The sequence below is a fragment of the Gloeocapsopsis sp. IPPAS B-1203 genome (genome assembly GCF_002749975.1).
In the GTDB taxonomy this organism is placed as follows: Bacteria; Cyanobacteriota; Cyanobacteriia; order Cyanobacteriales; family Chroococcidiopsidaceae; genus Gloeocapsopsis.
Genome location: NZ_PEIG01000022.1, coordinates 38,924 through 64,800, shown reverse-complemented (window position 1 = coordinate 64,800; position 25,877 = coordinate 38,924). Strand labels below are relative to the sequence as shown.

The window sequence follows — 25,877 nt, the reverse complement described above, 5'->3', positions numbered from 1 at the left end:
TCTAAAGACTGATGCACATTGTTATTTGCCCAGGTATCCATCCACCTCATCTCACACAAGAATTTGTTCAAGGCATAAATGCAACTGCAAGCCATACTTACAATTTCCTGATTTTTCCTAATCACGACTATGAGGTACTTTCACCAGTTCATCTTTTACAGTTTTTGCAAGCACAGCTTGGTAATCCACAGCGGCGATCGCCAGTCGTCTTTATTGCATTTAGTGCAGGAGTAGTAGGCGCAGTTTCATCTGCAAATACGTGGCAAAGCTTGGGAGGACAGGTTTTAGCTTTGATTGCAATCGATGGTTGGGGAGTTCCGCTTTTTGGCAACTTTCCCCTACATCGCCTCAGTCATGATTACTTTACTCATTGGAGTTCTGTCATGCTGGGAAGTGGTAGTCATAATTTCTATGCTGAACCTGCTGTCGATCATTTAACACTATGGCGATCGCCGCAAAGTGTTTCCGGCTACTACGTAAAAGACTCACAAACATTAGCGTACCTAACTGCTGCTGAATTTTTGATTATGCTGTTAGAGCAATATGGAGAGGTAAAGGCAGTAGAGGAGAAATTGCTATAACTAATCACTAGCCACTAGCCACTCATCACTAATTTTATGTTTCCTGTTGAAGAACCACCCAATTTTGGTAGAGGATTCCGCGCCTTACTCAAAAATCAACCTTTTATGTTGATGTGGATTGGGCAGATATTCTCTCAAATTGCCGATAAAGTTTTCTTTGTTTTGCTGATTGCACTTTTGGGCAATTATCAGACGACACCAGGTATGGAAAACTCGATGCGATCGACACTCATGCTTGCTTTCACACTACCAGCAATTTTCTTTGGCTCGGCTGGTGGAATTTTTGTCGATCGCTACCGCAAAAAACCTGTCTTGGTTGCAGCAGACATAATTCGTGGCATTCTCACAATTTCCATTCCTTGGTTGCCAAGGGAGTTTTCGATTTTATTAATTTTAACGTTCGTTATCTCCACAGTGACGCAGTTTTTTGCACCAGCAGAGCAAGCTGTTATCCCGCTATTGGTGAGGCGCGAGAATCTCATGGCGGCAAATGCTTTATTTGCAACAACGACAATGGGAGCTTTAATTGTGGGGTTTGCTGTCGGAGAACCTTTGTTGAGTTTGGCTCGTAACTGGCGCATTGAATATGGTAGAGAATTGTTAGTTGGTAGCTTGTATTTACTTTCTGGTGTCATTATGCAACTTGTCACCATTAGAGAAAAAAAATCTCAGGACATTAAGGTAACAACAGTTCACCCTTGGAGTGACTTTAAAGCAGGCTTACGCTATCTGCAACGCAATCGCTTAATATGGAATGCCATGTTGCAATTAACACTTTTATATTCGGTATTTGCTGCATTAACAGTGTTAACAATTGAACTTGCTGCAGAAATTGGTTTAAGAGAAACACAATTTGGTTTTTTATTGGCTGCTTCTGGTGTAGGGATGGCTTTGGGTGCTGGAATTTTAGGACACTGGGGCGATCGCTTTCACCATAAACCTTTGCCTTTGTATGGATTCTTAAGTATGGCATTTGTTCTTGCTGTATTTACTTTTATAAGTAATTTGCCGCTAGGATTGGGATTGAGTGCTTTGCTCGGCTTAGGTGCATCATTGATTGGCGTCCCAATGCAAACATTAATTCAACAGCAAACTCCTCCAGAAATGCATGGTAAAGTGTTTGGGTTTCAAAACAATGCAGTCAATATTGCCTTAAGTTTGCCACTAGCAATTACAGGACCTTTGGCAGATGCCTTAGGTTTGCGCACTGTGCTTTTGGGTATGAGTCTTTTTGTGATTATTGTTGGGTTTTGGGCTTGGAAAAATACTCGCCGCGTGTTGCGAGATGCTTTGTGAGCTTGTTGTGCTTTCAAGGTATTTGCGTGGTGCAATGCTAGAGGAGTCGAGAAGAAAGAAGGATAATAAAATTTTGGTTTGATCAAATCTTGCGTGTTCTGTCTATCGATATAAATGTGAGAAGAAATATTTATTTTTATTTACAAGTATTTTTTCTAATATGTAAACACAACAATTCTACTGAAGATTAGAATAGAAATTCGAGTTAAAATGCATTTTAAAATACAAAAGCAAACCCGACCAAGTTAGCTATTGCGTGAGGTTTTACCAGTGCGTTCACGAAGCGTTCCCTATGAAGAGTCGCGATCAAACAATATATCCTTAGAAGCTGAACCTCTGCTCAAGCCAGAAGTCTCAGCAGTACCAGTTACAGCACCACAACGGGCAACAGGCGGTTATGCCCTCATTGACAGTCTCAAACGTCATGGTGTCACCCATATTTTTGGTTATCCTGGTGGGGCAATTCTGCCAATTTACGACGAACTGTATCGCGCCGAAGCTGCTGGGGGAATTCAGCACATTTTGGTAAGACACGAACAAGGTGCAGCTCATGCAGCAGATGGCTATGCGCGTGCTACAGGGAAAGTTGGAGTTTGCTTTGGTACTTCAGGTCCAGGGGCGACGAACTTAGTGACAGGAATCGCCACAGCCCATATGGACTCAATTCCGATGGTGATTATTACAGGGCAAGTCGCGCGGGCAGCAATTGGTACGGATGCATTTCAGGAAACTGATATTTATGGGATTACTTTACCAATAGTTAAGCACTCATATGTCGTGCGCGATCCTAAAGATATGGCGCGAATTGTCGCCGAAGCATTTTATATTGCAGGTAGTGGACGCCCAGGACCTGTTTTGATTGACGTTCCCAAAGATGTCGGGTTAGAAGAGTTTGACTATGTTCCTGTCGAACCAGGAAGTGTCAAGTTACCAGGGTATCGCCCTACAGTGAAAGGGAACCCTCGACAAATCGTGCAAGCAATTGACTTAATTCGTCAGGCACGACAGCCATTATTGTATGTCGGTGGTGGTGCGATCGCAGCTAATGCACACGCTGAGGTGAAACAACTTGCAGAATTATTTCATATTCCCGTAACAACAACATTGATGGGAATTGGTGCGTTTGACGAACACCATCCACTAGCGTTAGGAATGTTGGGGATGCACGGCACAGCTTATGCAAATTTTGCAGTAAGCGAGTGCGATCTACTAATTTGTGTTGGTGCAAGATTTGACGATCGCGTTACAGGGAAGTTAGACGAATTCGCCTCGCACGCTAAAGTTATTCACGTTGATATCGATCCGGCAGAAGTTGGTAAAAATCGCACACCGGATGTCCCCATTGTTGGTGATGTGCGCAATGTCCTGAAGGAATTGTTGCGACGCATTCAAGCTGTGCGAATTTCTGGTACACCTAATCAAACCCAAGAATGGCTTAATCGGATTAACCGCTGGCGCGAAGACTATCCATTAGTCGTACCTCATCACGAGCATAGTATTGCACCTCAAGAAGTCATTTTTGAAGTTGGTCGTCAAGCTCCAGACGCTTACTACACCACAGATGTTGGTCAGCATCAAATGTGGTCCGCACAATTTTTGAAAAATGGTCCGCGTCGCTGGATTTCAAGTGCGGGATTGGGAACTATGGGCTATGGTTTACCTGCTGCTATTGGTGCAAAAGTCGCGTTACCCCACGAGCAAGTGATTTGTATCAGTGGCGATGCAAGTTTCCAGATGAATCTTCAAGAGTTGGGTACACTTGCACAATATGGGATAAATGTCAAGACCATCATTATTAATAATGGTTGGCAAGGTATGGTGCGCCAGTGGCAACAAGCATTTTATGGCGAACGTTACTCTTCTTCAAATATGGAACCATCAATGCCAGATTTTGAGTTGCTGGCAAAAGCGTATGGTATTAAGGGGATAGTCATTCACAGTCGCGATCAATTACAAGATGCGATCGCCGAAATGTTAGCGCATGATGGTCCGGTGTTAGTCGATGCTCATGTTACCAGAGATGAGAATTGCTATCCAATGGTTGCTCCTGGTAAAAGCAATGCCCAAATGCTTGGCTTACCGGAACGCCCAAAGGAGGACACAGTGGCGGAACTTATTTATTGCAGCAATTGTGGTGCAAAGAACGTCACTACCAACAAATTCTGTCCAGAGTGTGGCACTAAAGTGTAAAAATTGCCTAGGAACATAGCAAACAGTGTGCGCAGGCACACTTATGTGTAGCCCCAGACTGAAGTCTGCGGGCTTTAGTTATTTATGCCGGACATCTGTTTAACTTGCAATTGGTACATGCTCAAAAGGTTCAGTGTTAGGGATATAAATGTCAATTACTTCTATCTGTGTTGGTACTTGTAACCATACATAAGCGTCAACCACAGGTTGATTAGCACTTTGCATTGCACCCAAAGATACAATACCTGTTGATTCACCACTAATCGCTTTATAAGTTTCATTTGTTGTCGGATTGCGTGCTGTTGTATTACTCAAGTCAATGTATTCTGACATGGGAATATTAAGTTTTAGCGCACGGATGCGTATTTGCACATTGACAACATTAGCTTGATGAGGGCTTCGGTTCACTTGTAATAATTCGACTTGCCCTTGATTGTTTAAAGCAGACTGTACAAACTGACCTGGTGGTAGTGTCCTTGTAGGTGACGGTGCTGTAGTAGAATACGGTGCGACAACTGGTGGCGGTGTTGAGATATTGCTATCTGTTGTATCAGGTAAGTTAGGAGGGGGAACTGGTGATGGTAGAGTGGTTAATCGCCGCATCGAATCTTCCAAGGATTCTACTTCGCGTTGGAGCGTAAACACTCGGGCGAGTGTCAGGGAACTAAAGATCATTGCCAATGTAGAAAGTGCGATCGCAACTTTTGATAAAAATCTATTTGAACTTCTTGAATACAATTGAGTGTCTGTATGATGTTTTTTGTAATTTCGTCGTAGTATTCCCATAATTGCTACAAATTACAGCTACTGAAATACACAAAATTTTACTACTTTGCGATCGCAGCAGTTTTCGCGTCAAACTTTACTCTAATTTATTCATGTAGAAATCGCAGAAATTGCTGCAGGTTCGTGGCATACTCACAAAATGAATTTGTCCAACTATCAGTAATGGCGATCGCGTGAAGCTTAAGTATATTAGCTTATTACTCCTATTTTTTGCTCAATTCGGTATCAAATCTGCAATTGCCCAAACACAAAGTGCAGTTAAACAGCAATCTCTCCAACAGCTTTGCCCTGCACAAGTTGCGACAGCGATTGAGAATATCACTAATCGTCCTCAATTTAGTCGGTTGCGCTGGGGCATTTCCATCCAAACATTGTCTTCTGCACAAAACCTCTATAGCCGAGATGCGCAAAAGTTTTTCATTCCAGCTTCCAATACCAAATTATTTACAACTGCAGCCGCTTTGCAGCGATTGGGTTCGCAATTTCAAATTCGTACCTCAGTTTATGGCAGTAGTGACAATTTACGGATAGTCGGACGCGGAGATCCTAGTTTTACCAACACTCAGCTACAAGAATTAGTTCAACAGTTAAGTTGGCGTGGTATTCGTCAAGTTAACCAACTCATTGCAGAAGATAGTTACTTTCAGGGTGCGGTTGTAAATCCTACTTGGGAATGGGAAGATATTCAAGCAGATTATGGTGCGCCATTTGGTAACTTTATTTTGAATCAAAATGCGGTAGAGCTAAAATTATTGCCGCAACAGATCGGTCAACCCTTAAGAATACAATGGACTGATCCTGCTGAAGCGGTATGGTGGCGCGTTGAAAATGAGACTGTTACAGTTTCTGCAGAGGAAACGTCAACAACGAGTGTCAGCCGCGACTTAAAAGGTACAGTACTTCAGATAAAAGGGAACTTGAGTGTTGATGCTGAACCGCAATCAGTCAGTTTAGCAGTTGTTGAACCGACAGCACATTTTTTACGGCGTTTTCGTCTTGCGTTAGCAAATGCAGGGATTACAACTCAGCAATTAGTTATCACTCGTTCGAGTCAGGAAAATGCGCAGGAACTCGCTGCAATCACATCACCACCGCTAGCCCAACTTTTAATTGAGACAAACCAGAATAGTAATAATCTCTATGCTGAGGCACTATTGAGAATAATTGCGCGTAGCGCCGCGCCAGAGGCGATCGCAACAAGTAGCGACTCTACAGATCATAATGGTTTAGAGATTGTCAGCAATACCTTAACAACATTAGGTGTCAATCCCAATAGTTATGTATTAGCAGATGGATCGGGATTGTCGCGTCATAATCTGGCGAGTCCAGAAGCTTTAGTGCAAACATTAAGAGTTATGGCGAGTTCCACTGTCTACCGTAATTCCTTACCAGTTGCAGGAATCAGTGGTACTTTGAAAAGTCGCTTTCAGAACACCCCCGCGCAAGGCATTCTCCAAGCCAAAACTGGTTCAATGAGCGGTATTGTTACTTTATCAGGATATCTCAATGCGACTAGTTATGAACCATTGATTTTTAGTATTCTTGTGAATCAATCGAATTTACCAGCAGCAGAAATTCGCCAAACAATTGATGAGATTGTGATACTGTTGACTCGATTGCGGCAGTGTTGAATAGCGATTAGCTTTTAGCCAATTGTTTAGATTACAAAAAATTGCATAAGGTTACAAAATACTGCAATCAATTGCGATATTTCTCATAGCTCATAATAATGACACTAAATAGGATTTTTACTATTTGGTCAAAGTTTGTAACAGTTTTGTCAGGTGGGATTTCCTCGGAACGCTCTTGTAATTGACTAGGAAACCTTTGAAACTGAGGCTTTAAATAAGATGCAAACATCCAGCAAAAACAAGGTCAAGTATCCTTGGTGGGCTGGAAATGCCCGATTTATTAACTTGTCAGGAACATTTCTTGTTGCACATATTGCACACGCAGCAATAGTATGTTTTGGTGTTGGTGCGTTGGTTTTATGGGAGATTGCGCGATATTCTCCGACACAACCAATGTATGGGCAAAGGTTATTTTTTCTACCTCGCTTAGCAACTCAAGGATGGGGTGTATTAAATAATCAAGCGATTGATACCCAACCTTATTTTAGAATTGCTGTTGTATTAATCATCTCATCGCTAGTTTTTGGATTTGGTACTTGGTTTCACCGAACTAAAGTCGCCCCAAGCTTAGAAGATGAGAAACTACCAGCACGTCGCTATCATTTTAGCTGGGACGATCCTAAGAAATTGGGAGCTATTTTAGGTAATCACCTGATTTTCTTGGGAATAGGTGCGTTACTTGTTGCCGCTAAAGCAATGTTTTTCGGTGGTTTGTACGATGCTAATGTTGGTGCAGTGCGAGTTGTTACAAATCCGACACTCAATCCCTTGGTGATTGGCGATCGCATCCTTCATCTATTCGCTGTAAATAACTTAGAAGATGTTGTCGGCGGTCATATCTACGCAAGTCTACTGCTAATTCTAGGCGGAATTTGGCATCTTTCTCAAGAGCCTTTTGATTGGGTAAAACGGCGCTTTATCTTTTCTGGAAATGCTATTTTAGGGTATTCGCTATTTGGGTTAGCGATCGCGGGATTTGCTGGGGCGTTTTATTGCGGATTTAACACACTAGTGTATCCAGAAGAGTTTTACGGAGTGCGATCGCAGTTCAATTTATTTCTCCTACCACACTTTTATACTCCAGGCAATCCTGAACCGACATCGCGAATTTGGTTAGCTAACGCCTATTTCTACCTTGCGTTTGTTGTCCTTCAAGGTTCTCTTTGGCATTTTGGACTAGCTTCAAGTTACTTTGAACCAGTATTAGAATCTTGGAAAAATGCTTTCTCAGAAATTTTGCCCAATCCCAACTTGGCGTATCAAAAACACTTTAGTTACCAACCGCAGTCAAATTTAGATACATTCTACGAAACTTCCATAATTGAGCAAAAACCTACTTTTGCTTATCAGCAACCTGCAAATGACAATCTTTATCATCCTTCACACGCGAATGGTAAGTTGAGTCGGATCAACTCACAACAAAATCAAAAAGTTCTTTACGACTTTAACTATCCCAAAAATCACGCAAATCCATTTTATGAAACTCCAACTGAGGAACAATCAAATTTAAAATATCCACATTCAATGCCACGTAAACTCTACGAAACAACTTACCAACCTCGCAAGAGTTCACAACAGAAAACATTCAGGTATGGCAAATAGATAAAAAATAGGGAGATGGATTCTATTCCATCTCCCATCGGGATTGCCTACTATAGCGATCCTATTTGAGTTGTAAGATTTTTTGGAAAACGTAGACGCGGAGCGGTATGCGTAGGCTAGCACATTGGCGCAGCCTTCCCGCAGGGTAGTACACAAAGAAAAAAAGGAGAGATTCTCACAAATGATTTAGGATTACAAAATCAAAGTCCCCCACACTTGGGGGATTTAGGTTATATCTGTACAACTTCAGACATTCTGGAAGAAACAAACGGTTTAACTTAAACCATTACAGATGTGATCGAAATACATCCCAATTTCTCCACCCGCTTCAGTACCAACCATGCGAGTTGTTACTTCCTTCATTGCTTGAATTGCTTGTATGGTTGGTTGGATAGGAACACCTAACGAATTGTAAGTTTCCTTCAGTCCATCAAGTACTCGCTCATCCAAAATGGAAGGATCAGCAGCTAGCATCGCATAAGTAGCATAACGTAGAAAGAGAGTTAAATCGCGGATACAAGCAGCGTAACGGCGAGTAGGATACATATTCCCACCAGGACAGGTAATATCACCGTACAGTAACGAATTTGCTACAGATTCGCGGATAATATTAGCAGCATTGTTACTAATTGCAGAGGCAGCTTTGACACGTAATTCACCTGATTGGAAATATCTTCTAAGTTTTTCCAACTCCTCGGTTTCCAGATATTTACCGCGTTGATCTGCAGGATTGATAAGCGAAGTAATCGTATCTTGCATTGCTTTTTTCTCAAACTAAATTGGTAAAAAGATTGCAGAAATGAGATTCAAAAAATGAATTGCGTAAAAAAAGACTCCTATAATTTCAGGAGTAGAGTTAATACATTGCGCGAATCAGATAATCAAAATAAGGCTTGGCGATCGCAGCTTCTTCACTACTCATCATGTTACTGGCAACTTCTTTGAGGCAGCGCATACAATTGCCAATGTTACCGACAGGAACACCTAAAGAAGTATACATTTCTCGCATGCCATCTACGCCAATATCTTCCAGAGGCTTCATATTTCCTGCTAAGACAGCGTAGCTAATCAATCGTAAATACCAGCTTTGATCTCTTTGACATAATGCTGTCTTTTTAGGATCGCCGCTATTACTTGGTGTATTCGGAACTACTTGCCAAAAGCGGCGGCTACCTTCTTCCACAATTTTTTGTTCATTTTGTGTCAAGATTTGAGCAACTTTTAGCCGTTGTTCTCCTGTTCTGAAAAAGTCTTGTAGCTTGTCTAGCTCAGTATTACTTAAAAAGCGATTAGCATCATCAGATTGAGCTATTACTTGTGCTACTATGCTCATTTGTTGTCCTCCATCTAATTGAGAACTTTAATTATCTTTTTTGTAACTGTTATTTCTAGAAAAGTCAGCAAAAATTCTCACAAGTTAATAAAGCATTTTATAACTTAATAAATAAGATTTTCTTGGGTTTAATATAGAGTTTAATCTATCGATAAGGCTAAAATTTTTGTATCTTATGAAAGACAATAAAAGCTTTTATTTATCTGTGAAGCTATCATTTCAACTTGTTTAAAATATAAATGCCAAATCAGAATTGCGGACTTAATAAATGATAATTGATTTATGTAAGCTACGTTACCAAATTACAATTCTATTGAATTAAATGTATGATAGCCATCTCGGCTGTCTATACCAATTTATACGGAAGCACTAAGGTAAAAAAAATAACTTTAAATCTCACCGTAATTATTCTATTTATTGCCAATATCAGAAAATTTACTATTAAGGTTTTATAAAGATATCTGTAAGCTAGTCAAAGTTGCTTAAGTATGAATACGGGCATTTATTACATACCCATTTCAGAAAATAAATACCATGTATATTTATGGAATTTACTAGCTATATTATTAAATTTGCTTTTTGTAGTTATCTTGAAATAGAAGCGATCGCAATATAAGATCTCTACTTTTAATAACGTATTTTTTCTGAAGAAGCTTTGTCTTCTAACAGGTTAGTTTTGACATAACTATAAATTATATTTTTCTAGTAATATCATTATTGTTAATTAATAAATATCATGCAGAAGTTGATAAGTTTATCCAGTATAGCGGTTCGCGCAAAGAAACATCAATTAGAACTGCTTTTCAAAACTTACTAAATGAGTAGTGTAAACCGAGAGAATTTTTATTAGTTTCTGAACTTGATTATAAAACAAAGAATGGTAAAGTAGTTTATCCTGATGGTACTGTTAAAGATGCTTTACGTCTAGATTGGGGATATTGAGAAAGTAAAGATCAATATGACAATTTAGATCAAGCAATAGATAAAAAGCTGGCAAAAGGTTATCCCGATAGTAACCTTCTGTTTGAAGATTCCCAGACAGCCGTTTTAATTCAGAGTGGTAATGAAGCAATGCGTGTTCCCATGCGAGATGCGGAAGGGTTAGATAGTGCTATTACAACATTTATTAATTACGTTCGCCCTGAAGTTAAAGATTTTCGCGCTGCTATTGAGACATTCAAGTAAGATTTGCCGACAATTCTTGTCACTCTAAGAGATATGATTGCTCAGCAACAAGAAACGAATGCGGAGTTTTGCAAATGTAGAGATAATTTTTGGAAGATATGTCAAGAATCTATTAATCCTGAGATTACATTATTGGATGTGCGAGAAATGATGATTTAGTACATTCTCACAGAAGATATTTTTATCAATATATTCAATAAATCACAGTTTCATAGAGAAAATAATGTTGCTTGTAAGTTACAGCGTGTCATCGATACATTTTTTACAGTAAGTAATCGTCGAAATATTTTAGGTACGATTGAACGTTATTACGGAGTCATTAGACGAACTGCTGCTAATATTTACAATCATCACGAAAAGCAAAAGTTTCTCAAAGCAGTTTACGAGAATTTTTATAAAGCGTATAACCCTAAAGCAGCAGATAGATTAGGAATTGTCTATACTCCAAATGAGATTGTGCGGTTCATGATTGAGAGTGTCGATTATTTAACACATAAGCACTTTGGTAAACTATTAGCAGATAAAAATGCTGAAATTTTAGATCCTGCAACTGGTACAGGTACTTTTATTACTGAATTAATTGAATATTTGCCTAAAAATACTTTGCCGTACAAGTATAAAAATGAAATCCACTGCAATGAAGTGGCAATTTTACCCTATTATATTGCTAACTTAAATATTGAGTTTGCCTATAAGCAAAAAATGGGTGAATATCAAGAGTTTGATAATCTCTGTTTTGTTAATACGCTTGAGCATACATCTTTTGATAATAAATGGAAATAGTTCAAAAGATGGATAGTTAACGAATGTACGCAATGAGTGAGATCAGGAGATAATAATGTCATACAAAATCAGTGTTGTGATTGAAAAAGATGAACACGGATATTATGCGTATTGTCCTAATTTAGAGGGTTGTCAATCTCAAGGAGATTCTTTTGAGGATGTAACTGCTAATATTCAAGAAGCAATTGAACTTTATTTGGAAACACTATCACGTGAGGAGAGAGAAGCACTTTTAAGTAAAGAAATATCGACGATGACGTTTGAGGTTCAAGTTGCCTAGACTACCGCGATTAACGGCGAAACTATTATTTAATGCCTGTTTTGTATTAATCAGAAGTAAAGGCAATCAGAGAATTTATCTTAGAGATAATAATAGAGTCGTTGTTCCTTTCCACGCTGGCAATATCTTACATCCTGAAATAGTTAAATAAGTTCTTGATGCTATCGAAGCTATTGATTAAAGGAAACTTGCTAATCAAACATTCAAGCTTATATTACTTAGACTATAGAAAATAACTTTATACACTTATTAACAAAAACCCCCCACTTTAGAGGTGGAGGGTAATGACTACTTAGTAGCGATCTTCTTCTTCGTATTCTGGTTGCTTGATTTTCTTGGGAATGTTTACTGGTTTTGGTTCAGTATCTTCCCAGACATCTTGGGTTAACTCCTCGTCGTCTTCGTAGCGATAATCATCACTGGAGTCTGGTTCTTTGTATGGTTCGGGTTCGACGTAGCGGGGTGGTTCAGAGTAGCGATCGCTTCCTGATGCTTCACTCCAGTTATCCTCGTATTCTTCCTCTGCGTACTGAATAGATTCGTACTGTTGTTGATAGCGCTGCTGTTGTCGTGGTGCAGGTTGAATTGGTTCGTATTCGTAATCGTCTTCATCCCATGTCTGTTCAACAGGCTGCGTTGCACGCATGGGCTTTACTGGGGCTTGTAAAGGTACGCCAGTTCCTAGTTGATTTTCTGGTTTAGCAGTCGGAGTAAAGTAAGCTTCTTCCTCTTCGCGTTCCCAAGGGGCTTTGCCAATACCCAAACGTTCAAGTAAACCTACTGTAAGCTGCGTTACCCGTTCTTCTGCGCCTTCAAATACAATAATTCGATTAGGACCACTACTAACAACTTCATCTATCGAAATTTCGTAAGTACTAATCACCTGATCGGGAATTTGCGGTAAACCTAAAGAAGCAATAATGAGTGAGGTCAGTGTTCCTGTTTCCGCATTAAACTTGAAATTACGGACTCTACCTAAGAGTTCGCCTGTCTCGGTAATCACTTCACAGTTGACTACGTTGCTGTAAACATCAACGTCGATATCTTCAATAACATCCTCGTTATCGACCAAGACCACATCACCGATTTGGTTGACGCTATTAAGATACATATAGCGTGGCACACCGGCAAACGCGATCAGGTTGTCTCGCAAGCCCATGGCTACAACCTCTCGTCGGTCAATATCCACCCATAGCTGATTGATCACACCTAGCCGCTTACCATTATCTTTGGTGATCACTTGGGTGTTCAAGATGTCGGAACGCCTTATAATCTGTTCAGAGGTCATTTTCTTTTGCCGAGTCCTGATCTCGAATCCGGTTAATTAATCAATACTATTATTAGCAAATCCTCATGACGAGGTGTTTGACTGTTGCAATTTTATTCCTAATACTTGAGTATAAGCTCCTCGGGCTTGAGTGACTCCAATTGTACGTTCGGCAGATTCTATCATTGGTCTACGCAGACTCACAACTATAAATTGTGCAAGTTGTGCTTGTTGTTTTATCATTTTAGCTAATCGTTCCACATTTGCCCCATCGAGAAACATATCAACTTCATCAAAAGCATAGAAAGGCGATGGACGATAGCGTTGTAGCGCAAAAATAAAGCTTAATGCAGTGAGTGATTTTTCTCCGCCAGACATGGAAGCTAGTCGTTGTACAGGTTTTCCCTTTGGGTGGGCGACAAGATTTAACCCACTATTAAAAGGATCTTCGGGATTATCGAGTTGTAAATAGCCATCACCATCAGAAAGCGTTGCAAAAATACTTTGGAAGTTTTGATTAACCGCATCAAAGGCTTCTTTAAAAGCACGTTGGCGCAATGTGGTAAAGTTTTCTATCCGCAAAAGTAGTTCGGTACGTTCGGCTTCTAAAGTTAGCAGTTTTTGACTTAATTCTTCTAAACGGGCAGTAGTACGTTCGTATTCTTCTAAGGCCAACATATTAACTGGTTCTAATGCTTGTAAGCGTTTAGTAAGCGATCGCACTTCGCGTTGGAGTTGTTCTAAATCAACTTTATCAGGCACTTCTGGCAAGGGATTGGGTAAATCTGCCATTTGCTCGTGAATTTGTGCTTGCAATAGCTTTAAGTCTTCCCGACGTGTTTGTTGTTCTTCCTGAAGTTTTTGCTGTTGCCATTTTAGTTGTTGATGTTGTTGCTGGCGATCGCGTAATTGTGCTTCTGTGCGATCGCGCAGTTGCTTTTGCGTACCTAATTTGTTTTCAATTTGCTGTAAAGCTTCTTTGGTTTGGGCAATTTGTGTTGCGAGAGTATCGATTTGAGTGCTAATAGAAGATTGCTGATTGCTAATAGAAGATTGCTGTTGTTGATACTCTTGGATGCGTTGTTGACATTCGGTAATTTTTCCTTGGATGAGAATTGCAGCGTTGACTAATTCAGTATGGCGTTGTTCGGCTTTGAGAACAGCTTGCAAGCGTTCTTGTAGTTGTTGTTCTTGACTTTTAATCGTTGTCTGAATTTGTTGCCATTGACTGTTAGTTTGCGATTGTTCTAATTCAGCTAATAGTTGTCGTTTTTGTTGTAGTTGCGCTTCTTGCGAAGGAAGTTCGCCATCTAAAACTTCGAGTTGCGATCGCGTACTATTCAACTGTTCTTCAGTTTGCCGCCATTGCGACTCTGTTTGTTGCAGTTGCTGAGTTAATCCTTGAATTTCTTTACGTAGCTGTTCTGCACGTAACTGATGTTCGCGGCACTGTTGACGCACTTCAGTAAATTCTTGTGATAGATGTTTTGTTTTGACGGTGAGTGCTTCAATATTAGATTCACAACGTTTTAAAATCAGCGCAATTTCTTGCAAGCGATGCGTGAGTTGTTTTGCTTCATCAGATTCAGTCGCTTCACTCGTACCAAAGTGTAAACCGGAACGTTGTTGATTTATACTACCGCCTGTCATTGCGCCACTTGTCTCTAGAAGTTCTCCTTCTAGCGTGACAATACGATATTGCCCTAAGTGTTTTCTCGCAGATTCTAAAGTTGTAAAAACAACGGTACTACCAAAAACATAAGCAAAGACATCACGATAGCGGCGATCGCACTCAATCAAGTCAATTGCGTAATTGACAAATCCCTCTGCATAACGCAGCGCAGTTGTGGGTGAAAAGCGTAAAGGTTGAATCTTATTCAGTGGTAAAAATGTCGCCCTTCCCGCCCGTTTTTGCTTGAGGATTTCAATTGCTGTGGCGGCGACTGCATCGTCTTCGACAACTAATTGCCCTAATCTTGCTCCCGCAGCAGTTTCTAATGCTAATTGGTAGCGGGGTTCAACTCTACCCAATTGTGCGACTAAACCACACACACCACTCAATCCTGATTGCAAGATAACTTTTGTAGCACCTGTACCTTGTGTTTCTTGTAACGCTTGCGCTTGTGCTTCTAACTTGTCTAATTGCCGTTGTTTGTCTCGTTGTTCTGCAAGTAGCCGCTTGAAGGTATCTTGTTGAATTTGCAATTCTTGTTCGGCTGCTGTCAATGATTGCGCTAACGTTTCTACTTGAGTTGTTAAAGCGATCGCTTGTTGTTCTTCTGCTGCGAGTTGCTGTTGTTTGACTGCAATTTCTGGTTCAATCTTGTCAATAGTTTGCTTTTGGTCTTGCAATTGTCGTTGCAGTTGGTTTGTGCGTTCGCGTAGTTGAGCTTGCGTTCTTGATTGCGGTTCAGTTGCTTGTAATAGTGCTTCGATTTCGCGGGTTAGGGTAGTTTGCTGTTGTACCCATACATCTGCTGCGTCGGCGATCGCATTTGCGTCTTCTCGGCTTTGCTCTAGTTGGTGTTGTGCTGCATCGCGTTCGGCTTGTAAAGCAACAATCGCCTCGGCTTTAGAATTTTGTTCTTGGTTCAGTTGCTCAAGTTTGTTGTCATACTCTTGCAGCTCAGATTGTTTTTGTTGTATACTGCATTCAGTTTTAAAATCTGTTTGGACGTATTCTTCGTACTGTCGTTGTAGTTGTCGATACTCAGCTTCTTGGGTTGCTAAATGCGATTGCAGTTTTAAGAGTTCCTCTTCGCCTAAAGCTTTTACTTGACGATTCAGTTGCTCCAGCTCAGCTGTTACTTGTTGAATTGCAATTGTGAGCGTAGCGTGTTGTTGCAAGAGTTCTGCTAAAGTGCGATCGCCTGCTTGAATTTGAGTTGCCAGGTGTTCTTGTTGATTTTGGAGCGATCGCCAAACTAGAACTACTTCCCACTGTGATTTTTGTTGTAATTCGGTACGCAGTTGTTGATATTTTTCTGCTTTGATCCGGTCTTGCGACAAGCGATCGCGTTGGGTAATTAATTCTTGTTCAACAATCTGACAGCGTTCTTCACGATCTTTAACTTGATCGAGAGTTTCCTTTGCTTGCGTAATTTTGCGGTCAAATGTGGCAACACCCGCAAGTTCATCAATAATTTCTCGCCGTTCGCGCGAGTTCATTGAAATAATGCTAGTCACATCGCCTTGGAGGACAACATTGTAACCTTCAGGATAAATGCGCAAGCGATTCAATTGTTCGTGCAATTCAGTCAGCGTACAAGCTTCGCCATTGATGTAATAAGTCGATGTATAAGTTCCCTGTTGAGTCACGCGCAACTTACGAGTGACACTGAGTTCATCTAAAACGCGATCTTCTGGCGTTGCTTCATCAAGGTTTCCCTTCTCCAGTGTTGTATTTCCCTGATCCCTCTCTTCCAAACCTTCCAAATCAAAAGTAACAGTCACACTCGCTTCAACAGTACGTCCGCGAGTTGCTTGCGTGTGGTTGACCAAATCTGGCAGACGTTCAGCCCGCATTCCCTTAGAACTAGCAAGTCCTAAGCCAAACAATAAAGCATCTAAAATGTTTGATTTACCCGAACCATTTGGTCCAGAAACAACAGTAAACTCTGGTAGCAGCGGGATTTGAGTTGTGCCACCAAAAGATTTAAAGTTCGATAATTCCAGGCGCTTGATATGAACCATAGGCGCTGGTTAGCTAAGCGTTGAAGTACAAGTGTATCAGGGTAATGTCGTAGCAGGTTAGCATGGATTTGCTAAAAAGAAAATGATTTCCTCTACAGTTGTCATATTTGATCCTGCTGCACGTACTAATACCTTCTTTAAGCAGTAATCATTACTACACAGCGATATTTTATTTACAGGATTCTCTCTATATCTTTATCTTTGCATCCTAGCCTAACGCCTGCGGCTAATGACAGCCTCTACGAGGAACGCGTACTTAGTAGTTTCCCAAAAAAATCTTGTAACTCAAACAAAACTGGCATAGCGCTACTATATAAAGAGAATATACCTCCTCAATAGCATTAAATTCTTTTGTAAGAATTCAATTGTGATGATAACACTTGATGCAAGAAACCTTTCTTTAAAAGAAGTTTACCAGATTTTAAAACTCGAACGCAAACCTAATAAGTCTTTTGCTGATTTATTATCATTAGAAACATTAACTAGCTACGAACAACAAGAACTAGATAAAATCCGCAATAATTTCGATAGCTATTATGCTGAAGCAAAGATTTCTGAGGGACAAGTAAAGTTTTTATTTCTTTCTCCCCTACTCTGGTTATCAGGATTTTATCAACCGAGGATCAAAATAACATTAGAAGAAAACATTGCAGATATCTTCATTGAAGACGAAGATACTTTAATTAAGGGAAGAATGGACATTTTAGCTGTTAATAATACAGTACAAAAAGCAAGTTCATTATTCTGGATACTAGTCATTGAAGCAAAAAATAGTAGTGTTGAAGCTTTAGAAGGTTTGCCTCAGCTACTGGCTTATGCACACAAAAGCTTGGATAAACGAAAATCTGTGTGGGGATTAACAACAAATGGACTTCGTTATCAATTTGTCTATCTTCAACAAGATAATCACCCTACGTATCAACTCTTACCAGAATTAAATTTACTCGACGCTGAGCGATCGCTACAGTTACTATAAGTATTAAAAGCTATCTGTAAAATTCAGCACATTTCAGTAGCCACTTAAGCGATAGGTTTACCAGTATTCTTTAGCCGCCATTATTAGGGAAAATCTTGGAAAGTTAACGATAATTAACTGCACATAAGTACCTGAAAAAGCGAAAATAAAGATATCAAGAATTTTCGACGAGACAGTCGGGACTAGGAGTTTATTACCAGTGGTATTACAAGTAGAAAAAAGCAATTACGAAGCTAAAACGCAGGAAATCGCCCGACAACTTCTAGCTGCGACACGCGATCGCTCGTTCTTTGCTGGGTTACGCGACCAAATGCGCTGGGATGATAAACTTCTAGCCTGGGCAATGAGTAATCCAGGGTTGCGCGTGCAGTTATTTCGCTTCATTGACTGTTTACCCGCACTGCACAGTAAATCGGAAATTGCCGCCCACTTACAAGAGTATCTCGGAGATCCCTCAGTTGAACTCCCCACAGCACTGAAAGGAATGCTCAACTTTGCTTCTCCTGATTCCATGCCAGGACAAGTTGCGGCTACGACGGTATCAACAGCAGTAGAGGCACTGGCACATAAGTACATTGCTGGAGAAAATATCAAACAAGTTCTCAAGACAATTGAGCGCCTGCGTAAAGAAAAAATGGCGTTCACGATTGATATTCTAGGTGAAGCCGTCATTACTGAAGTTGAGGCGCAGTACTATCTCGATCGCTACTTAGAATTAATGGAACAGCTAGCAGAAGCTGCCAAGAATTGGACACCAGTAGCACAAATCGATCAAGCTGACAATCAACCGATATCAAAAGTTCAAGTTTCCGTCAAATTAACCGCGTTTTACTCGCAGTTCGATCCCTTAGATGCACAAGGTAGCGAAGCAAAAGTGAGTTCGCGCATTCGGACTCTTTTGCTTCGTGCGGCAGAATTAGGCGTAGCAGTTCACTTTGACATGGAGCAATACGCTTACAAAGATATTACACTGGCGATTCTCAAAAACATCCTACTCGAAGACGAGTTCCGTACTCGTACCGATATCGGGATTACAATTCAAGCTTATCTGCGTGACAGCGAACAAGATGTTCATGATGTAATTTCTTGGGTAAAACAGCGGGGTTATCCACTGACAGTGCGCTTAGTCAAAGGTGCGTATTGGGATCAAGAAACAATTAAAGCGGCTCAAAAAGATTGGGAACAGCCAGTATTTAACGATAAAGCTGCAACAGATGTCAATTTTGAGAAATTAACTCAAATATTACTCGAAAATCACGAATATATTTATTCAGCAATCGGCAGTCATAATGTGCGATCGCAAGCTCATGCAATTGCTATGGCAGAAACTTTAAATATCCCTCGTCGTCGCTTTGAAATGCAAGTTCTTTACGGCATGGGAGATAAACTTGCTAAAGCACTGGTAGATCGCGGCTACCGCGTCAGAGTATATTGTCCCTATGGTGAATTACTTCCAGGAATGGCGTATCTGATTCGCCGCTTACTTGAAAATACAGCCAATAGTTCCTTCCTGCGTCAAAACATGGAAGAACGCCCCATAGAAGAACTCATCGCCCCCCCAGTAACCTCTAACCCCTCGCCCCACGCCCCACTCTCCGAGAAGGGCAAAGCCCTACGCTCCTCACCCCTCTTCCCCAACGCCGCCGATGTAGATTTTTCTAAAATGGAACAAACAGAGCGATCGCAACAAGCATTTGCAGCAGTACGTCAGCAACTCGGTAAAACTTACTTACCGCTACTCGATGGCGAGTATGTCAACACCCAAGAAAGCATTAATTCACTCAATCCTGCTAACCCTAGCGAAGTGATTGGTAAGGTAGGCTTGCTATCGGTGGAACAAGCTGAACAAGCAATGCAAGCTGCTAAAACGGCATTTCCTGCATGGAAACGGACACCGGTAAGCGATCGCGCAAACATCCTGCGTAAAGCTGCTGACTTGATGGAACAACGCCGCGCCGAGTTATCCTGCTGGATTGTGTTAGAAGTTGGTAAACCTGTACGCGAAGCAGATGCCGAAGTTTCAGAAGCAATCGACTTTTGCCGTTATTATGCGGATGAAATGGAACGGTTAGATCAGGGAGTTAACTACGATATCCCTGGAGAGAATAACCGCTATCACTACCAACCACGAGGCATTGCAATAGTCATTTCGCCTTGGAATTTTCCCTTAGCGATCGCAACTGGAATGACTGTCGCAGCCTTAGTCAGTGGTAACTGTACTTTACTCAAACCTGCCGAAACATCCTCAGTAATAGCTGCCAAAATTGCAGAGATTTTAGTTGATGCCGGAATTCCCAAAGGCGTATTTCAGTACGTTCCTGGTAAAGGTTCGCAAGTTGGAGCTTACTTTGTCAATCACCCTGATACTCACTTAATCGCATTTACAGGTTCGCAAGAAGTCGGTTGTCGCATTTATGCTGATGCAGCAATTTTAAAACCTGGGCAAAAGCACTTAAAACGCGTGATTGCTGAGATGGGTGGCAAAAATGCCATCATTGTTGATGAAAGTGCCGATCTAGATCAAGCTGTTGCGGGTGTTGTGCAATCAGCATTTGGTTATAGCGGACAAAAATGTTCGGCGTGTTCGCGGGTGATTGTGCTTGAACCGATTTATGAAATTTTTATTCAAAGAGTCGCCGAAGCAACGCGATCGCTAAATATTGGTGCAGCAGAGTTACCGAGTACGCAAGTAGGTCCTGTCATTGATGCGACAGCCCAAGCACGCATTAAAGAATATATTGAAAAAGGACGTGCCGAAGCTGAAGTTGCAGTCGAACTTGCAGCACCAGATACCGGATATTTTATTGGTCCTGTTGTTTTTAGTGAAGTTTCACCCACAGCAACAATTGCTCAAGAGGAAATTTTTGGTCCAGTAGTCGCTGTCATACGCGTGAAAGATTTTGCCGAGGCGATCAGGGTTGCTAATGGCACAAACTACGCTTTAACTGGAGGAATTTACTCGCGGACTCCTTCGCATATTGAAATAGCACAGCAAGAATTTGAAGTTGGTAACTTGTATATCAACCGCACAATTACAGGTGCGATCGTCGCTAGACAACCTTTTGGTGGCTTTAAACTCTCTGGTGTCGGTTCTAAAGCCGGAGGACCTGATTATCTATTACAATTTCTTGAACCCCGCCATATCACTGAAAACATTCAACGTCAGGGCTTTGCTCCGATTGAAGGTGCCGATTAATACTGTTAAATTCAAAGTGTGCAGCTAGTTCGCTAGGATCTGATTAAGAAGTTTAATTTAAGGAGTACGGTTCTGCCTTTAGAAGTTATTACAGTTCCCCCAATGACAGGGGAACCACCTAAGGGAGTGATTGTTTTTTTGCATGGTTGGGGCGCGAATGCTCAAGATTTAGCCCCGCTATCGCAACTACTAAACCTACCTGACTACCAATTTTTGTTTCCCAATGCACCTTTCCCACATCCCTACGTTTCTACAGGAAGAATGTGGTATAACCTACACGAAAACCAAGGACAGGGGCTAGCAGAAAGTCGTCAATCATTAATAGAGTGGCTACAGTCACTCGAAAGTACTACTGGTATTCCTTTATCTCACACGATTTTGAGTGGATTTTCTCAAGGCGGGGCGATGACTTTGGATGTAGGACTTACATTACCCTTGGCTGGCTTAACTAGTTTAAGTGGCTATTTGCATCCCCTGAAATCAATAACTGCTACACATCCTCCAGTTTTAATCGTACATGGACGTCAAGATTATGTTGTCCCTTTAAGTGCAGCTATCTCTGCGCGAGAGCAATTAATGCAGTCGGGTGTGGCAGTACAGTATCATGAATTTGAGATGGGGCATGAAATTCGTCCAGAAGCGATTCCAGTTATCCGCGACTTTGTTGTGACAAAATTATCTGGAGAAAGTAAACAAGTTTCTTAAATTAATCCGAAATTTCTACAGTTGCTACTGATGTTTTATACATCTACCGAGCTTGAATTAGTAAGATAAATGAGGTTGGACATAAATACTGAACCTGATACCAGTTTCAATTGCTCAAGGGAGGTGTGTCAATGAGGGAAACTTTGAGCCTATCAAAGCAGGATATTGCTACTATCACTGCTACCGATGTCGAAAACCTAGCTACACGGCTAGAACGAGACGACTACACGAATGTCTTTGATGGTTTAAAAGATTGGCATTTGCTCCGCGCGATCGCTTTTCAGCGCCCTGAGTTAGTTGAACCGTATATTTATTTATTAGACTTAGAGCCGTATGATGAAGCGTGAGGAGTAAGTGGCTAGTGGTTAGTGGCTAGTAATCAGAAAAGCTATAATCACTCTTGGAATAGACTTGCAGTATTGCGATCGTGGAGCAACCGCAGCGTGTACTAATTGGTATTGGTGGGGGAATCGCAGCTTATAAAGTTTGCGAAGTCATTTCTACGCTGTTCAAGGCGGGAATGCAGGTGCGGGTGATTCTGACAGATTCAGCACAGCAGTTTATTACACCGTTAACAATTGCTACGCTATCGCGTCACCCAGCATACACAGATACAGATTTTTGGCAACCTCATCCCCGTCCATTGCACATTGAACTCGGTGAGTGGGCAGATGTTTTTTTAATTGCCCCCTTAACAGCAAATACGCTCTCTAAGTTAAGTTACGGTATTGCAGACAATCTGTTAACAAATACAGTACTTGCGTCTCAATGTCCGGTGCTACTCGCACCAGCGATGAATACCCAAATGTGGCAGCAAGTTGCCGTACAACGCAATTGGCAACAACTATTGACAAATTCAAGGTTTCATGCATTAGCACCTGGTTATGGTTTGCTCGCGTGCGATCGCGTTGGTGCAGGACGAATGGCAGAACCAGCAGAAATTATCACTGGAGTTCAATCTTTACTTTATACATCTGGCAAGCGCGACTTATTTGGCAAACGTGTATTAATTAGTGCAGGGGGAACGCGCGAATATTTAGATCCGGTGCGGTTTATCGGTAATCCCTCGACAGGGAAAATGGGGTTAGCTTTAGCGCAAGCAGCACAACATCGCGGGGCAATTGTAACTTTAGTTCACGCACCGATTGAGTGGAGTGTACCGCAAGGAATTCGAGCGATCGCAGTTGTCAATGCCGAGCAAATGCAGCAAGCGATGCTGGAAAACTTTGCTGATGCTGATTTAACGGTAATGTCCGCCGCTGTGGCTGATGTAAAACCAGCAGAATACAGTCAAGACAAATTACCAAAGCGATCGCTTCCAGAACATTTACTCTTAGCACCCGTCCCCGACATTGTGGCAGAACTGGGACACCGCAAACAATCCCACCAACGCCTAATTGGTTTTGCCGCGCAAACTGGAGATATTGTCACTCCTGCACGGCAAAAATTACAGCAAAAGAAACTGGATGCGATTGTAGCAAATCCGATTGATCAGCCTAATGTTGGTTTTGGCAGTGATTTTAACTCAGCAGTGTTTTTAGACGCTCAAGGACGCCAAATAGAAGTTTCTCAATGTAGTAAACTACAACTTGCTCATCAGTTATTTGATTTTGTCAGTGGTTTGTAAATTGCGATCGCAAGTTTGATCCTACAATAAACCTCTGCATGAATCGTAAAAGCCCTGCGACTAAAGTCGGGGCTACCCAAACGAAGTTGACGAGCGCACACTAAAATAAGAGTTTTATGAGTAAGTCCACGCACCATCTGGACTTAGTTTATTTAGGAGCGAATTTATTCGCCAAGCTAGCGCGTCCTTTAAGCTTTCCTATACTACTCATTCAAGCGGAAAAATACACCACCTTTGAGTAATCCTGGTTCACTACCGTAACTACTGACAGTCAGCGATCGCAAATTATCAAACAAAGGTTTAGCGATGACTTCCACGAGCTTCAGTGCGGGTAACTGACGTTCTAGCAGTGATTGAGTCATTGTCCAATCAAGATACACATAACCTGCATTCGGCTGTGGTATGGCTTCAATACTAGCTTGAAATTTCGCATCATTGAGCAACGAACCAGCTTGATCGGCTTTAAATACTGCATCCATAGCATCTACCGAAGTCGTCAAAATTTCATATTTATCTGTTGAGCCATGAACACCCAGTACTTTTGCTTTGATTGTAATTGCGCCTGCTTCAGAGTTTGCTTTTGCTAATGGAGCTGTTGTCAGTTGTGTCCAAGCCGCAATTTTTTGCTCTCCTAGTGGCAGTGTGGTGATATCATATCCGCGTTGTCGTGCCAGCATATCTAATCGCGAAATACCTTCAGTTGCAGCTGGAGATTTTTCAGTCACAAAAATCCAATCTGAAGTTGATGTATCGGCGTGAGGTAAAAGTGCGATCGCATATTCTCCTTGCACCCAACTAAAAATATCTTCTTCTAAATTGATACCCCAGCGTTGCTGTAGGTTCGCTAATGGTTGGTTAATCAAACGTGAAATTGCATCGTAGCCAGAAGTTGATATTTGTGCAACTTGTTTCCATAGTTGGCTGAGTGCCGTGTTGTTTAAGTTACTCAAATCAGTTCCAGCGATCGCCAAGCCGCTTGTTGCGGGAACGTACTTTAAAGCACCAACAGGTTCTCTCAACTCTGGTGTAGAAGCAACTTCTTGAGGTGATGCAGCAAGAAGTGTTGTTTCGGTTAATAGTCCTTTACGGTTTGCTTCTAACGCAATAATTTGGCTTTCATAAGTTTGGGCAGTGTCTAATCCTTGCCATGAAATTACCCCAGGAAGATTGAGAAAAGCTAAACCCAGTCGCCGAGGTGGTAACTGACTTAAAGCTTGCTGATAACGACTTGATGTTGTTAAGTTGAGATCCGGAGCCTGAACATTATTAATGGCATCTTTAATCACCCGAGGGTGATTGGCAAGTAGCACAAAGCGATCGCCGACTACAGCACCTGAAAGGATACGGGTTGATGGCTGTAAGCTCTCTCCCTGTGCATGAGGTTTGTGATAAACCAAATTCACACCTTTATAGTCTTCAAATTCTAAATCAGTTGGTGCGATCGCTTGTTTGGAAAAGACAAGCTGTAAAAATTCGCGGCTTTTTTCGGCATCTTTGGTCGCAAGTGCCATCAGATATCCTGGCTGTTGACCGTTATACTGATCTCTGTCATAGTCGCTGGTTGTCACCGCAGCTGTAATTTCATCGCCTAACCAAGGTTGAACATCGCGGCGGTAATCTAAGCCAGTGTTAGCCAGCAATGTTGTTTTAATTTGGTCTAACTCCAAACGCGATCGCCGTCGTTCTTTAGGGCGGGCTATTGCTTGGCGCAATTTCTCCAAGCGGTCTGGATTGACTAAAATTGACACCATCACAGGTGCTTGTTTTGGCACAAAAATCGCTGCTTCAGGTGTTGCTTGCGTTCCACCTTGTAATAACGTTAACGGACTTCCTCGTACTAACCAGTAACAGCCACCGATACCTGTCAATAACAGCACCACTATACTGACTGCTAAAAAATAAAAGAATGGGCGTCGCTTCATCATGTTTTACCCCAGACCGCACAAAGGGATACTTATTAGCTTTTGACTGAAATTCAAATCATGCTAAAACTTAGTTTAATACTCTAAAAACCGGATATTTTCTGGCTTAGGGACTAAAACCTCCGCAAAACATGCTTGTGATGCTGGAAAAAATAGCGTATGACACCACATTTTAGTCATTCAATTGAGCAAATCAGCGTCGAAGAACTCGATCAACGCTTGCGCACCCAACCAATGCCAGCATTACAGTTGATCGATGTCCGCGAATCAGAGGAAGTGGCGATCGCATCGATTGCTAACTTTGATGTCTTACCTTTAAGTCAATTTGCCCGCTGGGCTGATACTATACTTGTTCGATTTGACCCTCATGTAGAAACACTCGTCATGTGTCATCATGGCATCCGTTCTGCTCAAATGTGTCAATGGTTACAGCAGCAAGGATTTACAAATGTGAAAAATATTGCTGGCGGGATTGATGCGTACTCTTTGGCAGTTGATTCGACAATTCCTCGCTATTAAGCCGCGATCGCTGCTGGCAATAGTATTGCTTGCTACTGCTGCAACTGGGATTAAGTAAGGTAGAATACGATTTTTAGTTTAACTTGAGTAAATGAGATATTAATCTCAAAACTCAGTGAGCGTTACTACATATACACTACTGTCTGTGCCGATGTTCAAATTCTCGAAAATTGACTTTCAGCACTCAAAGGCACGAAGTGAAATACATCTTGTTACTGATTTCCACTCGTAGGGAGATTTGTTATCTTATATTAAATAAATTAATAATTCACTATCTAATCGCTAACTTTTTTAAACTTACTCAA

The 25,877-nt window shown here is 41.3% G+C and carries 18 protein-coding genes and 1 pseudogene; 13 read left to right on the top strand and 6 right to left on the bottom strand.

The features are described from left to right. Window positions 1-11: 11 nt before the first annotated feature. The 3 genes from CSQ79_RS25505 to ilvB all read left to right on the top strand — a co-directional run bounded on the left by CSQ79_RS25505 (window position 12) and on the right by ilvB (window position 4,067). Entirely contained in the window at window positions 12-581 is a 570-nt protein-coding gene (locus tag CSQ79_RS25505; RefSeq protein ID WP_099703917.1) for a hypothetical protein, read from the top strand. Window positions 582-617: 36 nt separating this feature from the next. Beyond that, window positions 618-1,877 carry an MFS transporter gene (locus CSQ79_RS25500; RefSeq protein ID WP_099703916.1) on the top strand — a complete coding sequence of 420 codons (1,260 nt, stop codon included), beginning with the start codon at window positions 618-620 and terminating at the stop codon, window positions 1,875-1,877. 270 nt (window positions 1,878-2,147) lie between these two features. Continuing rightward, complete coding sequence (gene ilvB, locus CSQ79_RS25495; protein ID WP_099703915.1) at window positions 2,148-4,067, top strand: biosynthetic-type acetolactate synthase large subunit; 1,920 nt, start codon at window positions 2,148-2,150, stop codon at window positions 4,065-4,067. Between the two features lie 99 nt (window positions 4,068-4,166). Here ilvB and CSQ79_RS25490 read toward each other — a convergent pair whose 3' ends face one another. Continuing rightward, window positions 4,167-4,853, bottom strand: a complete 687-nt coding sequence (locus tag CSQ79_RS25490) for a hypothetical protein (protein WP_099703914.1) — start codon at window positions 4,851-4,853, stop codon at window positions 4,167-4,169. 173 nt (window positions 4,854-5,026) lie between these two features. Here CSQ79_RS25490 and dacB point away from each other — a divergent pair, with 173 nt between their 5' ends. Together dacB and CSQ79_RS25480 are read left to right on the top strand one after the other, a co-directional pair. After that, window positions 5,027-6,484: a D-alanyl-D-alanine carboxypeptidase/D-alanyl-D-alanine endopeptidase gene (gene dacB, locus CSQ79_RS25485; RefSeq protein WP_099703913.1), complete on the top strand. Its 1,458-nt coding sequence runs from the start codon at window positions 5,027-5,029 to the stop codon at window positions 6,482-6,484. Between the two features lie 219 nt (window positions 6,485-6,703). Then, window positions 6,704-8,086, top strand: coding sequence for a chlorophyll A-B-binding protein (locus CSQ79_RS25480; protein WP_099703912.1), 1,383 nt, complete (start codon window positions 6,704-6,706; stop codon window positions 8,084-8,086). A 273-nt stretch (window positions 8,087-8,359) separates the two neighbouring features. Here the strand turns inward: CSQ79_RS25480 and CSQ79_RS25475 are convergent, their stop codons facing one another. Continuing rightward, on the bottom strand, window positions 8,360-8,845 hold the full coding sequence (locus CSQ79_RS25475; RefSeq protein ID WP_099703911.1) for a bilin-binding protein: 486 nt from the start codon (window positions 8,843-8,845) through the stop codon (window positions 8,360-8,362). 97 nt (window positions 8,846-8,942) lie between these two features. Continuing rightward, the gene (gene apcD / locus CSQ79_RS25470; RefSeq protein ID WP_099703910.1) at window positions 8,943-9,419 is read right to left on the bottom strand and encodes an allophycocyanin subunit alpha-B; all 477 of its coding nucleotides are present in this window, start codon (window positions 9,417-9,419) and stop codon (window positions 8,943-8,945) included. Between the two features lie 708 nt (window positions 9,420-10,127). Between apcD and CSQ79_RS25465 the strand changes: the two are divergent. After that, a pseudogene (locus CSQ79_RS25465) lies at window positions 10,128-11,378 on the top strand (N-6 DNA methylase); the annotation flags it as partial. A gap of 64 nt (window positions 11,379-11,442) precedes the next feature. Further along, a complete protein-coding gene (locus tag CSQ79_RS25460; protein WP_099703909.1) occupies window positions 11,443-11,667 on the top strand; it encodes a type II toxin-antitoxin system HicB family antitoxin in 225 nt (74 codons plus the stop codon). Window positions 11,668-11,959: 292 nt separating this feature from the next. Here CSQ79_RS25460 and CSQ79_RS25455 read toward each other — a convergent pair whose 3' ends face one another. Together CSQ79_RS25455 and smc are read right to left on the bottom strand one after the other, a co-directional pair. Next, a complete protein-coding gene (locus tag CSQ79_RS25455) occupies window positions 11,960-12,955 on the bottom strand; it encodes a PRC-barrel domain-containing protein (RefSeq protein ID WP_099703908.1) in 996 nt (331 codons plus the stop codon). Window positions 12,956-13,018: 63 nt separating this feature from the next. Beyond that, window positions 13,019-16,627, bottom strand: coding sequence for a chromosome segregation protein SMC (gene smc / locus CSQ79_RS25450; RefSeq protein ID WP_099703907.1), 3,609 nt, complete (start codon window positions 16,625-16,627; stop codon window positions 13,019-13,021). Between the two features lie 370 nt (window positions 16,628-16,997). On the opposite strand from smc, the gene CSQ79_RS25445 reads away from it, so the two are divergent. The 5 genes from CSQ79_RS25445 to coaBC all read left to right on the top strand — a co-directional run bounded on the left by CSQ79_RS25445 (window position 16,998) and on the right by coaBC (window position 23,131). Continuing rightward, window positions 16,998-17,603 (top strand): restriction endonuclease subunit R, encoded by a 606-nt coding sequence (locus CSQ79_RS25445; RefSeq protein WP_099703906.1) that lies wholly within the window; start codon window positions 16,998-17,000, stop codon window positions 17,601-17,603. Window positions 17,604-17,802: 199 nt separating this feature from the next. After that, the gene (pruA, locus tag CSQ79_RS25440; protein ID WP_099703905.1) at window positions 17,803-20,799 is read left to right on the top strand and encodes an L-glutamate gamma-semialdehyde dehydrogenase; all 2,997 of its coding nucleotides are present in this window, start codon (window positions 17,803-17,805) and stop codon (window positions 20,797-20,799) included. Window positions 20,800-20,901: 102 nt separating this feature from the next. Beyond that, complete coding sequence (locus CSQ79_RS25435) at window positions 20,902-21,504, top strand: alpha/beta hydrolase (RefSeq protein ID WP_099703904.1); 603 nt, start codon at window positions 20,902-20,904, stop codon at window positions 21,502-21,504. Window positions 21,505-21,635: 131 nt separating this feature from the next. After that, entirely contained in the window at window positions 21,636-21,851 is a 216-nt protein-coding gene (gene isiD / locus CSQ79_RS25430) for a protein IsiD (RefSeq protein ID WP_099703903.1), read from the top strand. 80 nt (window positions 21,852-21,931) lie between these two features. Beyond that, on the top strand, window positions 21,932-23,131 hold the full coding sequence (gene coaBC / locus CSQ79_RS25425; RefSeq protein ID WP_099703902.1) for a bifunctional phosphopantothenoylcysteine decarboxylase/phosphopantothenate--cysteine ligase CoaBC: 1,200 nt from the start codon (window positions 21,932-21,934) through the stop codon (window positions 23,129-23,131). 203 nt (window positions 23,132-23,334) lie between these two features. On the opposite strand, the gene CSQ79_RS25420 is transcribed toward coaBC, so the two are convergent. Beyond that, window positions 23,335-25,056 carry a DUF3352 domain-containing protein gene (locus CSQ79_RS25420; protein ID WP_099703901.1) on the bottom strand — a complete coding sequence of 574 codons (1,722 nt, stop codon included), beginning with the start codon at window positions 25,054-25,056 and terminating at the stop codon, window positions 23,335-23,337. 156 nt (window positions 25,057-25,212) lie between these two features. On the opposite strand from CSQ79_RS25420, the gene CSQ79_RS25415 reads away from it, so the two are divergent. Continuing rightward, a complete protein-coding gene (locus tag CSQ79_RS25415) occupies window positions 25,213-25,572 on the top strand; it encodes a rhodanese-like domain-containing protein (protein ID WP_099703900.1) in 360 nt (119 codons plus the stop codon). The last annotated feature ends 305 nt before the right edge of the window (window positions 25,573-25,877 follow it).

Bases quoted from the DNA above. Each gene is read 5' to 3' on its own strand.
- CSQ79_RS25505 (WP_099703917.1), top strand. From the start codon at position 12: ATGCACATTGTTATTTGCCCAGGTATCCATCCACCTCATCTCACACAA.
- CSQ79_RS25415 (WP_099703900.1), top strand. From the start codon at position 25,213: ATGACACCACATTTTAGTCATTCAATTGAGCAAATCAGCGTCGAAGAA.
- smc (WP_099703907.1), bottom strand. From the start codon at position 16,627: ATGGTTCATATCAAGCGCCTGGAATTATCGAACTTTAAATCTTTTGGT.
- CSQ79_RS25460 (WP_099703909.1), top strand. From the start codon at position 11,443: ATGTCATACAAAATCAGTGTTGTGATTGAAAAAGATGAACACGGATAT.
- isiD (WP_099703903.1), top strand. From the start codon at position 21,636: ATGAGGGAAACTTTGAGCCTATCAAAGCAGGATATTGCTACTATCACT.
- CSQ79_RS25475 (WP_099703911.1), bottom strand. From the start codon at position 8,845: ATGCAAGATACGATTACTTCGCTTATCAATCCTGCAGATCAACGCGGT.
- CSQ79_RS25490 (WP_099703914.1), bottom strand. From the start codon at position 4,853: ATGGGAATACTACGACGAAATTACAAAAAACATCATACAGACACTCAA.
- CSQ79_RS25480 (WP_099703912.1), top strand. From the start codon at position 6,704: ATGCAAACATCCAGCAAAAACAAGGTCAAGTATCCTTGGTGGGCTGGA.
- CSQ79_RS25435 (WP_099703904.1), top strand. From the start codon at position 20,902: ATGACAGGGGAACCACCTAAGGGAGTGATTGTTTTTTTGCATGGTTGG.
- CSQ79_RS25500 (WP_099703916.1), top strand. From the start codon at position 618: ATGTTTCCTGTTGAAGAACCACCCAATTTTGGTAGAGGATTCCGCGCC.
- CSQ79_RS25445 (WP_099703906.1), top strand. From the start codon at position 16,998: ATGATAACACTTGATGCAAGAAACCTTTCTTTAAAAGAAGTTTACCAG.
- CSQ79_RS25420 (WP_099703901.1), bottom strand. From the start codon at position 25,056: ATGATGAAGCGACGCCCATTCTTTTATTTTTTAGCAGTCAGTATAGTG.
- apcD (WP_099703910.1), bottom strand. From the start codon at position 9,419: ATGAGCATAGTAGCACAAGTAATAGCTCAATCTGATGATGCTAATCGC.
- CSQ79_RS25455 (WP_099703908.1), bottom strand. From the start codon at position 12,955: ATGACCTCTGAACAGATTATAAGGCGTTCCGACATCTTGAACACCCAA.